Raw genomic sequence first — 13466 nt, forward strand, 5'->3', positions numbered from 1 at the left:
CGCCGTCAGCGCGGCCCGACGCCGCGTCACAACCATGGGGGAAACCTATCCGATGTCCTCTCGCAGACTGCTTGCCGCCGCCGTGCTCACCGTCGCCGCTCTCGGGCTGGTCGGGTGCGATCCCAACGACCCGAAGGGCGGCTCCTCGGCGGCCCCTGCGGCACCGTCCGCCACGGCTTCCGGCGCTGCCTCCGGTACGGCGAAGCCGGCGCCCGCCGGCAAGTCCTCGAGCGCTCCCGACGGGGACCCCGGGGAGAACTGCACCCCGGCCAAGCTCCCGGCGGGCCACAAGATCGTCCAACCGGTGCAGCAGCCCAAGCAGAACACCATGCTCGCCAAGGCGACCAAGTTCGCCTGCGACCCCAACGACGGCCACTGGGAGGCGGTCGGCAGCCCGGAGAGGTTCGTCTTCGCGCCGCACGCCAAGGCCGAGCTCGCCGCCGGATCGGTCGGCTACAAGTCGGTCGCGGTCGGCGAGCTCTGGAACCACATCGGTGACTGCCTGGACGGCGGCCAGAACGTGAAGCCCCCGCTGACCTGCTCCGCCTTCCCGGTCTACGACATCACTCAGAACTCCTCCGGGGAGATCACCGAGATCAAGGAGCTCTGGCACTCCTGACCGGCCTCGCCCCGCCCGTCCCGGTACGCCGGGAGGCCCCGGGCCCCGGGCGCCGGGCACCGGGCACCGGGCGGGGCCGCCGCCCGAGCCGGCCGGAGGCGGCACCGGGCGGGTGCGCGAAGATGGAGCGGTGACCACCAACCCCGTGCGCCCCCGCCTGATCGCGACCGACCTCGACGGCACCCTGCTCTGCCCGAGCGGGACCGTCTCCGAACGGACGGCCGCCGCGCTGGCGGCGGCCGAGGAGGCAGGCCTGCAGGTGGTGTTCGTGACCGGGCGGCCGCCGCGCTGGATGCAGCAGATCAGCCCGCACATCGGCGGTCACGGGGTGGCGATCTGCTCCAACGGCGGAGCGGTCTTCGACGTCCGGCAGGGCGAGATGGTGGAGGTCTTCCCGCTTGGCCCGGCGGACGCGCTGGCCGTGATCACGGCGCTGCGGGAGGCGCTGCCGGGTACCGCCTTCGCCTTCGAGCACCTGGACGGGTTCGCCCGCGAACCCGAGTACGAGCTCAGGATGTGGGGTGACGACGACATCCGGCCGGCCGCCCCGGCCGAGGAGCTGCTGGCTCCGCAGGGTCGGGTGCGCGGACTCTACAAGGTGCTCGCCCAGCACTCCGACCTCGATCCGGACGCCTTCCTGGCAGAGGCCCGCCGGGTCGCCGGACACCTCGCCGAGATCACCCGCTCCGCGCCGGTCGCCCTGCTGGAGATCAGCGCGCTCGGGGTCACCAAGGCCAGCACGCTGGCCAGTTGGTGCCGTGAACAGGGGATCGACCGCTCCGAGGTGGTGGCCTTCGGCGACATGCCGAACGACCTGGAGATGCTGGCCTGGGCCGGTACCTCGTACGCCGTCGCCAACGCCCACCCCGAGGTGCTGGCTGCGGTCGCGCAGCACACCGTCAGCAACGAGCACGACGGCGTGGCGGTGGCGATCGAGGAACTGCTCGAACGGGGCTGACCCCGCGCGGCCGGGCGGCACGCTCCGGCCCGGTCGTCAGAGCCTGGCCGACCAGCGGACCCGGGTGCCCTTGCCGTGGGGACCGGGCTCGTGCCAGGCGGCGCCGTCGAGGTTCTCGGCGCGCCTGGTGAGGTTCTTCAGCCCGCTGCGCCGGCCGCCGTGCGGTATGCCGACCCCGTCGTCGGTGACGGTGAGCAGCACGCCCGGCCGACCGGCCAGGTCCAACGACCCGGGGGCGCCGGAGACCGGGTGGCCGTCGGCGTCGAGGTGGACGGTGGCGTCGATCTCGGCGCCGACCCGGGAGGCGCGGGCGTGGCGAGCCGCGTTGGAGAGCATCTCCCTCAGCGCGGCCAGGAGTTGGCGACCGGTCTGCTCGCCGACCAGGCTCTCCACGGGGCCGGTGAAGGTCACCGAGGGCTTGAAGCCGAGGGCGGCAGCCGCCTGGCCGGCCTCGCGCAGCACGCGGGTGCGCAGGTTGTCCGGTTCGTCGCCGCTCTCGTCGTGCTGGAGGGCGTAGATGGTGGTGCGGACCTCCTGGATGGTGGCGTCGAGCTCGTCCACCGCCTTTCCGATGCCCGTCCTGACCTCGGGGACGACGGCGCGCCGGGCCGCGCCCTCCAGCATCATGCCGGTGGCGAACAGCCTTTGGATCACCAGGTCGTGGAGGTCCCGGGCGATCCGGTCGCGGTCCTGGAAGACGGCCAGCCGCTGCTGGTCGCGCTGGCCCTCGGCCAGTCGCAGGGCGAGCGCTGACTGCGAGGCGAAGGTCTGGGCGAGCTGCTTCTCGGTCTCGGTGAACGGGGGCGCGTCAACGCTGCGCCAGACGCAGAGCCCGCCGAGGACCCGTCCGGCGGCGATCATCGGGACGGCCATCGAGGCACCGAAGTTGCGGGCGAGCCGGATCTCCACGTCGGGGTCGGTGGACATGTCGTCCAGGTAGACGCCCGAACCGGCCATCAGCCGGGAGGCGAAGCTGCCCTGAGGGAGCAGCTCGCCCCGGACGAACTCGGCCGCCTCGCCGGAGGCGTGGGCCACCCGCATCTGGCCGTCGCCGGTGGGCAGCAGGATCATGCCCAGTGCGCCGTCGGCCAGTTCGCGGACCTGCTCGGCGGCGACGGTGAGGGCGACCTCGGCCTCGTCGGTGGAGAGCAGCGCGGTGGAGACGGCGGCGGCGCCGGCGATCCAGCGCTCGCGGCGGCGGCCCTCCTCGTAGAGGCGGGCGTTCTCGATGGCGACCCCGGCCGCGGCGGCGAGCGCGTTCAGCACCTGGGCGTCCTCTGGGGTGAAGACGCCGCTGCCGCTGCGCTTCTCGGTCAGGTAGAGGTTGCCGAACACCTCGCCCCTGACCCGGATCGGCTCGCCGAGGAAGGAGGTCATCGGCGGGTGGTGCGGCGGGAAGCCCACGGAGCGCGGGTCGGTGGCGAGGTCGGCCAGCCGCAGCGGTTCGGGGCGTTCGATCAGGGCGCCCAGGATGCCGCGTCCGGTGGGGAGTTGGCCGATCTCGTCGGCGGTCTCGTCGTCGATGCCGATGTGGATGAAGTCGGAGAGCCCGTCGCCGTGCGGGGAGATCACACCGAGGGCCGCGTACTTGGCGTCGACCAGTTCGGCCGCGGCGGCGGCGATCCGGTGCAGCGTGGCGTGCAGGTCGAGCCCGGCGCCGACCGAGACCACGGCCTCCAGCAGCCGCTGCATCCGCTCGGTGACGGCGGCGGCGGACTGGAGGCGCTCGGCGACCTCGGTGACCAGGGTGTCCAGGCCGAGCGAGGCGATCTCGGGCACCCGGTGCGGGGGCTGGCCGGCGGCTGGCTGCGCGGTGAGGTCCGGTGCGGAGTACACCGGAGCGGGGCGCCCGGGAACAGGACGCTCCGGCACGGAGCGGCCCGGCCGTGGCCGGTCCTCTCGGGCGGGGTCCGGTCTGCTCTCCATGCCTGTGAGCCTAGTTCGTTCAGGTTTGACCCGATGATTCAGGCGGCGGCGAGCAGCGTGTCGGCCCGCTCCTCCCGCCGGCGGAGCGCGCCGAGGCGGCTGTCCGGATCCGCGGTGAGTTCCGACCAGCGGCCGCGCTCCACGATCCGGCCGTGCTCCAGGACGATCACCTCGTCCACCGTGTTGTCGTCCAGCCCGGCCAGCCGGTGGGTGATCAGCAGGGTGGTACGGCCCGCGGTGGCGGCCAGCAGGTCGGCGGTGAGGGCGTCGGCGGTGGGCAGGTCCAGGTGCTCGGCGGGCTCGTCCAGGATCAGAACGGGGAAGTCGGCGAGCAGCGCGCGGGCGAGTGCCAGGCGCCGGCGCTGGCCGCCGGAGAGCCGGGCGCCGTGCTCGCCGACCATGGTGTCCAGGCCGTCGGGCAGGCCGTCCACCCAGTCGAGCAGGCGGGCGGCGGCGAGCGCGGCCCGCAGTTGCTCCTCGGTGCAGTCCGGCCGGGCGAGGCGCAGGTTCTCGCGCAGCGAGCTGTCGAAGACGTGCGCGTCCTGGGCGCAGAGGCCGATGACGCGGCGGACGTCGTCCGAGTCGAGCATCCGGGTGTCCACAGGCTGTGGACGGCCGCCGAGGGTGACGGACCCCGCGCGCTGGTCCACGAAGCGCAGCAGCACCTGGGCGAGGGTGGTCTTGCCGGAGCCGGACGGGCCGACCACGGCGATCCGACGGCCCGGGGTGAGGTCGAGGTCGACGTCGCGCAGCGCGTCCTCGGCCTGTCCCGGCCAACGGGCGGTCAGGCCGCGGACGGCGATCGGGAACGGGTCGGCGGGCGGGGCGGCCGGTGCTACGGGTTCGGCGACCGGCGGCTCGGCCGCGAGCACCTCGGCGAGCCTGGCCCGTGCGGCCCGGCTGCGCTCGCGGAACTGCACGGCGGTGGACATGCCCGCGACGGCCTCGAAGGCGGCCAGCGGAGTGAGCACCACCACCGCCAAGCACACGCCCGGGAGCGTGCCGCCGCTGACCGCGTGCACTCCGGCGGCCGCGCTCGCGGTCACGGTCAGCCCGGTGACCAGGGCGATCAGCCCGGCCGACACCCCGCCGGCGGCGGCCGAGCGGGCGGCGAGGGCGGTCAGGCGGCGGTCGGCGGCGCGGGTGGCGTCGAGCCGGGCGGGCAGCGCCCCGGCGACGGCCAGCTCGGCGGTACCGGTCAGGGTGTCGACCACCATGGCCGCCAACTCGCCACGGGCGGGCGCCTGTTGGCGCTCGGCACGACCGGAGATCCGGGCGGCGAGGGCGGGTACGACGGCCCCCGCGAGCAGCAGGCCGAGCGCCAGCAGGGCGCCCGCGAGTGGGAGGAAGGCGGCCAGGGCGGCGGCGGAGCCGAGCGAAACCAGCAGTGCGACGGCGGCGGGCAGGCGCCAGCGCAGGTGGTGGTCCTGGACCGCGTCCACGTCACGGACCAGGCGGGAGAGCAGGTCGCCGCGGCGGAAGGCGGGCAGGGCGGCCGGGGCGAGCTGTTCGAGCCGCCGGTAGACGGCGGTCCGGACGCCCCCGAGGGCGCGCAGGACGGCGTCGTGGGAGACCAGGCGCTCGGCGTAGCGGAAGGCGCTGCGGCCGATGCCGAAGGCCCGTACTGAGGTGACGGCCATCATCAGGTAGAGCACCGGGGGCATCTCGGAGGCGTAGGAGATCAGCCAGCCGGAGGTGGCCATCAGGGCCACGGCGCAGCCCAGCGCGAGGGCGCCCAGCAGGACGGCGGGCGCCAGGCGGGGCTCGGCCGCCGCCTCGGGGAGTCCGGGGACTGCGTCTTCGCCCTCGGCGTCGCGGGGAACCGCGTGGGGCACCCGCGCCACGGGAAGCACGGGCGCCGCCCCGCCGGGGTCGCGGGGTGCGTCCTGCTCGATCTCGGGCCGCCCCTCGGATGCCTGGGCGGCCTGTACGGCCGCCACGGGTTCGGGGGCGGTGAGGTGGTAGTGGTGGTCGGCGACGGCGAGCAGGGCCGGACGGTGGGCGACCAGCAGGACGGTGCGGCCGGCCAGGGCGCGGACGGCCTCGACGACGGCGGCCTCGCTCGCCCCGTCCAGGTTGGCGGTGGGTTCGTCCAGCAGGACCAGCGGGCGGTCGGTGAGCAGCGCGCGGGCGAGCGCGATGCGCTGGCGCTGGCCGGCCGAGAGGCCGGCGCCGCCCTCGCCGAGCACGGTGTCCAGGGCGGCGAAGTCGGTGGCGTGGGCGGCCGCGAGCGCGGCCCTGACCTGGTCGTCGGTGGCGTCGGGGCGGGCGAGCTTGACGTTCTCGGCGATCGTCCCGGCGAACAGGTGGGGATGCTGCGGCACCCAGGCGATCCGGCTGCGCCAGCTCGCCGGGTCGAGGTCGGCGAGGTCCTGGCCGTCGACCAGCACCCGGCCCGAGTCCGGCCGGGTGAAGCCGAGCAGGACGGACAGCAGGGTGCTCTTGCCCGAGCCGCTCGGGCCGGTGAGCGCGGTCGTGCGACCCGGCCGGATGGTGAGCGAGAGCCCGGACAGCGCGGGCGCCGTCCGGCCCGGGTGGGTGAGGCCGACCCCCTCGACCGAGATCACCGCACCGGCCGGCGTGGGGGCCGGACGGGTGCCCGAGGCGGGCAATGGGGTCTCCAGCACCTCGAAGATCTGGTCGGCAGCGGCGAGCCCCTCGACGCTGGCGTGGTAGAGCGCGCCGACCTGCCGGATCGGGAAGTACACCTCGGGCGCCAGGATCAGCACCAGCAGCCCGGTCTCCAGGCCGAGGCTGCCGTCGACCAGCCGGAAGCCGATCGAGACGGCGACCAGGGCGACCGAGAGGGTGGAGAGCAGCTCCAGGGCGAATGAGGAGATGAAGGCGATCCGCAGGGTCCGCATGGTGGCCCGGCGGTACTCGTCGGTGATCCTGGCGATGGTGCGGGCCTGCGCCTTGGCCCGGTTGAAGACCTTGAGCGTGGGGAGGCCCGCGACCACGTCCAGGAAGTGGTGCGAGAGCCGGGAGAGCGAGGCCCACTGCCGGTCCATCCGGGACTGGGTGGCCCAGCCGATCAGCATCATGAAGAGCGGGATCAGCGGCAGCGTGCCCGCGATGATCGCGGCGGAGGTCCAGTCGGTGCCGAGGATCCGGGCCAGCACCACCACCGGGACCACCACGGCGAGGGCCAGCTGCGGCAGGTAGCGGGCGAAGTAGTCGTCCAGGGCGTCGACACCCCGGGTGGCCAGCGCGGCGAGTTCCCCCGTCCGCCGGCCCGACAGGTAGGCGGGACCGAGGGCGGTGGTGTGGTCGAGCAACCGCCGCCGCAGGGTGGACTTCACCGTGGCGACCGAGCGGTGTGCGGTCAGCTCGGTCAGCCAGGCGACCGCCGCCCGGCCGGCCGCGGTGGCGGCCAGCCAGAGCAGCGGAGCGGCGAGGTGGTAGGAGTGCCGTTGGAAGGCCCGGACCACGATCTCGGCGATCAGCGAGGCCTGGGCCACCACCAGCACTGCGCCGAGGGCGCCGAGCACCACCGACCCGGCGAGGAAGGCGCGGGTGGTGCGGGCGTACCGCAGGAGCCGGGGGTCCACAGGCTTCACGGTCGGCTCCTTCGGTGCGTACGCGGGCGGGTCAGTGGTCGGTGGTGTGGACCGCCGGAAGGTGCTGGACGCCGATCCGCTTGCGGAACACCCAGTACGTCCAGCCCTGGTAGAGCAGCACCAGGGGGGTGAAGACCGCCGCGATGACGGTCATCAGCTTGAGCGTGTAGGGCGAGGAGGCGGCGTTCTCCACCGTCAGCGACCAACTGCTGTTCAGCGTCGAGGGCATGACGTCCGGGAAGAGCGACAGGAAGAGCATAGCCACCGCCGCCACCACGGTCAGCCCGGAGAAGGTGAACGCCCAGCCCTCGCGGCCCAGTTGGTTGGCCGCCAACGCGACGGCCAGCGCCAGCACCGCGACGAGCAGCGCGGCCAGGCTCCAGCCGGTGCCCTGGTGGGCCTGGGTCCAGGCCAGGAAGCCCGCCGCCGCCACGGCGGTGGCCAGCCCGAGCCAGCGCGCCGCGGCGCGCGCCCGGTCGCGGATCTCGCCGACCGTCTTGAGCGAGGCGAACACCGCGCCGTGGAAGGTGAACAGCGCCAGGGTGACCAGGCCGCCGAGCAGCGCATAGGGGCTCAGCAGGTCGAGGACGCCACCGACGTAGTTCTTGTGCTCGTCGATCGCCACGCCGTGGACGATGTTGGCGAAGGCCACGCCCCACAGGAAGGCGGGCAGCAGGGAGGTCCAGAAGACGGCGTGCTCCCAGTTGCGCTGCCAGCGCTCCTCGGTGCGCTTGGCCCGGTACTCGAAGGCCACGCCCCGGACGATCAGGCAGACCAGGATCGCCAGCAGCGGCAGGTAGAAGCCGCTGAACAGGGTGGCGTACCAGTCGGGGAAGGCGGCGAAGGTGGCGCCGCCGGCGGTGAGCAGCCAGACCTCGTTGCCGTCCCAGACCGGGCCGATGGTGTTGATCAGGACCCGGCGTTCGGCGGTGTTCCTGGCGAGCAGCTTGGTGAGCACGCCGATGCCGAAGTCGAAGCCTTCGAGGAAGAAGTAGCCGATCCACAGGACCGCGATGAGGACGAACCAGACGTCGTGGAGTTGCATGTCACTGTCCCTCGGTGAACGGGGTCTCAGTAGGCGAAGGCGAGGGGCTTTTCGGCGTCCTCTGCCGAGGACGGACCACGGAGCGTCGGGTCCTTGGCGGGCGGCTGCTCCGAGGTGACCGGTCCGGCCGAGGCGTACTTGGCGAGAAGCCGCACCTCGATCACCGCGAGGATCGCGTACAGCAGCGTGAAGGTGGCCAGCGCACCGACCTGGGTGGCGGCGTTGACATTGGGCGAGACGGCGTCGGCGGTGGTCATCAGGCCGAAGACGGCCCAGGGCTGGCGGCCCATCTCGGTGAAGACCCAGCCGAAGCTGTTGGCGATCAGCGGGAAGCCCATGGTCCAGATGCCGATCCGCCAGCTCCACTTGGTGAGGAACGGGCCCATCTCCCGGGTCCTGGTGAGCATCAGCCGGGGCGCCTCGTCATCCTCGGTGCGGAACTCGGGGGCGAGGAGGAATCTTCTCCTGGTGGTCCAGAGCCCGATCAGGCCGGCCACGAAGGAGGTCATCCCGAAACCGATCATGAGGCGGAAGCCCCAGTACGTCACGAAGACGTTCGGGATGTAGCCGGCGGGCTTGCCGCCGTACTTGGCCGCCTCGGCTTCGGCGGTGTTGTTGATGCCGGGGACGGCCGAACTGAAGTCGCTCTTGGCCAGGAAGGAGAGCGCCGCCGGCACCTCCAGCTCCACCGAGTTGTGGCCCTTGGTGACGTCGCCGACCGCGAAGACCGAGAACGGTGCGGGCGACTGGGTGTCCCAGAGCGCCTCGGCGGCGGCCATCTTCATCGGCTGCTGCTCGAACATCACCTTTGCCAGGGTGTCACCGCTGATCGCGGTGCCGAGGCCGGCCACCACGGCCATCGCCAGGCCGACCCGCAGCGACGTCCGCATGGTGGCGACCTTCTTGCGCTGGTCCGCGGTGACCTCTCCGGCCGCGGCGGCGCGCCTGGCCCGGACCAGGTGGTACGAGGCGATGCCGACCATGAAGGCGGCGCCGGTAAGGAAGGCGGCGGTGAGGGTGTGGAAGACCACGACCAGGGTGGTGTCCTGGAACAGCACCTTGGTGATGTCGGTCAGCCGCGCCTTGCCGGTGGCCTTGTCGACGGCGTAGCCGACCGGGTGCTGCATCCAGGAGTTGGCGGCCAGGATGAAGTACGCGGAGAGCACGGTGCCGATCGACACCATCCAGATGCAGGCGCAGTGGATCTTCTTCGGCAGCTTGTCCCAACCGAAGATCCACAGGCCGATGAAGGTGGACTCGAAGAAGAAGGCGATCAGCGCCTCCATCGCGAGCGGGGCGCCGAAGACATCGCCGACGAAGCGTGAATAGTCGGACCAGTTCATCCCGAACTGGAACTCCTGCACGATCCCGGTCACCACGCCCATGGCGATGTTGATCAGGAAGAGCTTGCCCCAGAACTTGGTGGCGTGGAAGTACTTCTCCTTGCCGGTCCGTACCCAGGCGGTCTCCAGGCCGGCCACGGTGGCGGCGAGGCTGATCGTCAACGGCACGAACAGGAAGTGGTAGACGGTGGTGACACCGAACTGCCATCTCGCGATGGTCTCGTGAGCGACTGCTAGCTCCACGGCGCCCTCTCTCTGGTCGTTCCCCGCGCTTCGGACGAGCCGTGCCTTCGGCATGAGAGCGATCAGCACGGACTTGTCCGCTTGTGAACGTGAACACGTTCACAAGGGAAGTATCTCCCATGCTTACGACAGCGCGGACAGTGGGGGGTGGGTCTCGGATGGTCGAACGGACCATCCGACGCGGCCATGGCCTGCGACAAGAAACGGACGGCAGGACAACGGCGGGCTTCTTCGCCGCTCGGGAGCTTGACGGCACGACTGCGCGGCGACCCTCCAGGCAAGGGCCGGACGGGCACTCCTCACGGGCCGGCGGGCCTCCCCCGGGCCGCCGGCCCGCCCTGGAACGCCTGCCCGGAAGACCCTGTCCCGAAGGCATGCCCGAAAGACCCCGCCGCAGGAGGGGCCGATCACCCCGGCGGCAGGGACGCCCCCTTGCTCAGTGGCTCTGCGCGGGGATGTGGACGCGGAAGGCGGCGCCCCGGCCCGGGGCGGTGGAGAGGGTGAGGGTGCCGTCGTGGGCGTGGACCAGGGCGGTGGCGATGGCCAGGCCGAGGCCGGCGCCACCGCCCTCGTGGCGGCTGCGGGAGGCGTCGACGCGGTAGAAGCGCTCGAAGACCTGGGCGGCCTGCTCCTCGGTCAGACCGGGGCCCGAGTCGGCGACTTCCAGCAGGCAGCGGCCGTCCCCCGTGGTGCCGACCCCGATCCGGACTGCGGTGCCCGAGGGGGTGTGCTTGACCGCGTTGCCGACCAGGTTGGTCACCACCTGCCGCAGCCGGGCCTCGTCGCCGAGCACCGGAGCGGGCTGCGGGGCGCCGCTGCCGTCGGGCCCGGTGAGGGAGACCGGGCGGCCGGGGTCGAGCGCGGTCAGGTCGTGCAGGGCGTCGGCGGCCAGCGTGCGCAGGTCCATCGGGGCCAGGTCGAGCGGGCGCTCCTCGTCGAGCCGGGCGAGCGTGAGCAGGTCCTCGACCAGCCCGCTCATCCGGACGGCCTCGCTCTCGATCCGGTCCATCGCCCGGTCCACGTCGGGCAGCGCGCCCATCCGGTACAGCTCCGCGAAGCCCCGGATGCCCGCGAGCGGGGTGCGCAGCTCGTGCGAGGCGTCGGCGACGAAGCGGCGCATCTTCGCCTCGGACTCGGCGCGGGCGGCGAACGCGGCCTCGATCTGGGTGAGCATCCCGTTGAGAGTCGCGGAGAGCCGTCCCACCTCGGTGCCGGGCGGGAGTTCGGGCATCCGGTGCGAGAGCCGTCCGGCGGCGATCAGCTCGGCGTCCTGCTCGATCCTGGCGAGCGGGCGCAGCCCGGCCCGTACCGCGATCGCGCCGAGCGCGGCGATCAGCACCAGGACGGCGCCGCCGATGGCCCAGAAGGACGCGCGCAGCTTGGCCACCGTGGCGTCCACGTCGTCCATCGAGACCGCGGCAAGCAGGTAGGAGGGGGCGGCGAACGGGTTGCCGCCGGTGTGCAGCAACGGGAGCACGACCACCCGCCAGCGCCCCTGACCGGTCTGGTCAGGGAGGTCGAATCCGGTCAACTCTCCTGCATGCTGATGCAGTTGACTGTACGTCAGCTTCCCGAGGTCGGGTGCCGGATCGGTATCGGCGATCGGCTGCCGCATGGTCTGCTGGACCGTGCCGTCGGCGGACAGGTACTGCACCACGTACTGGCTGGGCAGGAACTGCCCGGCCCGGCGCAGGTTCGGGCTCGGGTTGTTCTGGCGGTTGCCGCCGAAACCGCGGTGCGACAGCGGTTCGGCGAACCGGAGCAGCTGCTGGTCGGCCCGGTCGGCGAGCTGAACGCGGACGGTCCCGAGGACGACGGTATCGCTCACCACCAGTCCGGTGGCCACCAGCAGCACCGCGAGCACCAGCAGCCGTGCCCGCAGCGACAGCCGGGCGAACCGGGACAACCGGGCGGACCTGGCCAGACGGGCGAGCCAGGACAGCGCGGCGAACCGGGGCGGGCGGGTGAGCCGGGGCGGCCTCGGCAGTCCGAGGAACTTTCCGGGCAGGCGGAGGCGGCGCACGGGTTCAGTGCTGGGGCGGGCGGCGCAGGGCGTAACCGATGCCGCGCACGGTGTGGATCAGCTTGGGACCGTGCGCGGGCCCGGAGTCGAGCTTGCGGCGCAGGTAGGAGATGTACGACTCGACGATGGAGAGGTCGCCGCCGAAGTCGTACGCCCAGACGTGGTCGAGGATCTGGGCCTTGGAGACCACCCGGCCGACGTTGGCCATCAGGTAGTGCAGCAGCTTGAACTCGGTCGGCGAGAGCGAGATCGTCCGCTCGCCGCGGGTGACCTCGTGGGCGACCGGGTCGAGGGTGAGGTCGCCGACCACCAGCCGGCCGTCCTCCGTGGGGCCGCCGGCCCGGCGCAGGATGGCCCGGATCCGGGCGATCAGCTCCTCCAAGCTGAACGGCTTGGTGACGTAGTCGTCGGCGCCGGCCGCGAGCCCCTGTACCTTGTCGCCGGTGCCGTCCTTGGCGGTGAGGAAGAGCACTGGGACGTGCTCGGCGGCCTGCGGCCACTGGGCCTGCTGGCGCAGCCGCTCGACCACGGTGAAGCCGTCCAGGTCGGGCAGCATCACGTCGAGCACCACCAGGTCGGGCCGCTCGGCGGCGACGGCCTGCAGCGCCTCCTCGCCGCTCGCGGCGGAGGCCACCCGGAAACCGGAGAAGCGCAGGCTCGCGGAGAGCAGCTCACGGATGTTCGGCTCGTCGTCCACCACCAGCAGGAACGGTTCGCCGCCTGAGCCAGCCTGACGTGCGGGTACGCCCGCTGTGGCGGTACCGCTGGCTGTCGAAACTGTCCCTTGCACTGCTGTTCCGCCTCCCGGTCGGACGATGCATCCTCGTTGGACGATAGCCCGGGGAGGCTACGCGTGGTTGATGAGGACGGGATTAGACGTGCATCGACCAGGTAACGCCCACGGGCGCGGGGCCTTCCTCGGCCGACCGCGTGCGCGACCGGCGCGCCACGGCGGACGAGGCTCCCCCGCGCCCCATTGAAGTATCAGGCAGCCGCGACCGAGGTGGCGGCCGCGGCCGTGGTGGCGGCCGCGCGGGCGTGGGCGCGCTTGCCGTAGGCGATGCTCCAGACGATCAGGGCGGCCGTGGCTCCGTAGGAGAGCACGGAGTTCACGGCGACCATCGCGCCGCTGCTCAGGACGTACGAGAGGACGATCCGCAGTGCCGCCTCGGCGATCGAGCCCAGGCCCCAGACCAGGGTCATCGTGCGCTGGACCTTGCGGAAGCCTTCGTAGGCCCACAGGCCGTTCCAGTGGTCGATCGACTCGCGGGAGCCGTCGGTGGCGAACTTGCGGCCGAAGTAGAACATCAGCGGACGCGGAGCGGCCAGCGTGGCCAGGCAGACCAGGCCGAAGAGACCGGTGATCGCCGAGTCCTTGACCAGGAGCAGCCGGGCCGAGTGCGGACCGACGAGGGTGACCGCCAGGGTGAGCGCGACGATGATCAGGCTGAAGATGCCGAACTCGTCGATCTTGCGCTGCCAGGCGATGCTGATCAGCATGCCCAGGATCGGCCAGGCCGCCGAGGCCAGCAGCGCGGTGTACTCCGGATACCCGTGCGATTTGAGCTGACTTTCGGTCAGGATCGGCGCGACGATGTTGAAGATGATGGTGAACACCCAGCCGAGCGCGGCCGCGCCGCCTCGCCTGGCCGGAGTCTGGTCCGACACGATTCCCCCGATGATCATTTGATTTTGCCGGACCGGACAGTAGTGGATCCCGTGTTCGCTCCACCAGCCCCTGGCCCGGCT

General features: G+C 72.4%; 9 protein-coding genes. 2 read left to right on the forward strand and 7 right to left on the reverse strand.

The window, feature by feature from the left end:
• Positions 1-52: 52 nt before the first annotated feature.
• Both ABD369_RS17810 and ABD369_RS17815 read left to right on the forward strand, forming a co-directional pair.
• Complete coding sequence (locus tag ABD369_RS17810; RefSeq protein WP_344637398.1) at positions 53-619, forward strand: hypothetical protein; 567 nt, start codon at positions 53-55, stop codon at positions 617-619.
• 130 nt (positions 620-749) lie between these two features.
• Positions 750-1577 carry an HAD family hydrolase gene (locus tag ABD369_RS17815; RefSeq protein ID WP_344637399.1) on the forward strand — a complete coding sequence of 276 codons (828 nt, stop codon included), beginning with the start codon at positions 750-752 and terminating at the stop codon, positions 1575-1577.
• A gap of 36 nt (positions 1578-1613) precedes the next feature.
• Here ABD369_RS17815 and ABD369_RS17820 read toward each other — a convergent pair whose 3' ends face one another.
• The 7 genes from ABD369_RS17820 to ABD369_RS17850 form a co-directional block, all read right to left on the reverse strand.
• The gene (locus tag ABD369_RS17820) at positions 1614-3503 is read right to left on the reverse strand and encodes a GAF domain-containing sensor histidine kinase (RefSeq protein ID WP_344637400.1); all 1890 of its coding nucleotides are present in this window, start codon (positions 3501-3503) and stop codon (positions 1614-1616) included.
• Positions 3504-3541: 38 nt separating this feature from the next.
• Positions 3542-7063, reverse strand: coding sequence for a thiol reductant ABC exporter subunit CydD (gene cydD, locus ABD369_RS17825; protein ID WP_344637401.1), 3522 nt, complete (start codon positions 7061-7063; stop codon positions 3542-3544).
• 31 nt (positions 7064-7094) lie between these two features.
• Positions 7095-8108: a cytochrome d ubiquinol oxidase subunit II gene (cydB, locus tag ABD369_RS17830; RefSeq protein WP_344637402.1), complete on the reverse strand. Its 1014-nt coding sequence runs from the start codon at positions 8106-8108 to the stop codon at positions 7095-7097.
• A 26-nt stretch (positions 8109-8134) separates the two neighbouring features.
• Positions 8135-9694, reverse strand: coding sequence for a cytochrome ubiquinol oxidase subunit I (locus ABD369_RS17835; protein WP_344637403.1), 1560 nt, complete (start codon positions 9692-9694; stop codon positions 8135-8137).
• A gap of 436 nt (positions 9695-10130) precedes the next feature.
• Positions 10131-11717 carry a sensor histidine kinase gene (locus ABD369_RS17840; RefSeq protein ID WP_344637404.1) on the reverse strand — a complete coding sequence of 529 codons (1587 nt, stop codon included), beginning with the start codon at positions 11715-11717 and terminating at the stop codon, positions 10131-10133.
• 4 nt (positions 11718-11721) lie between these two features.
• Positions 11722-12414, reverse strand: a complete 693-nt coding sequence (locus ABD369_RS17845) for a response regulator transcription factor (RefSeq protein WP_425557649.1) — start codon at positions 12412-12414, stop codon at positions 11722-11724.
• Between the two features lie 287 nt (positions 12415-12701).
• Positions 12702-13385, reverse strand: coding sequence for a VC0807 family protein (locus ABD369_RS17850; protein ID WP_344637405.1), 684 nt, complete (start codon positions 13383-13385; stop codon positions 12702-12704).
• Positions 13386-13466: the final 81 nt, after the last annotated feature.

Source organism: Kitasatospora cystarginea (assembly GCF_039533515.1).
GTDB lineage: Bacteria > Actinomycetota > Actinomycetes > Streptomycetales > Streptomycetaceae > Kitasatospora > Kitasatospora cystarginea.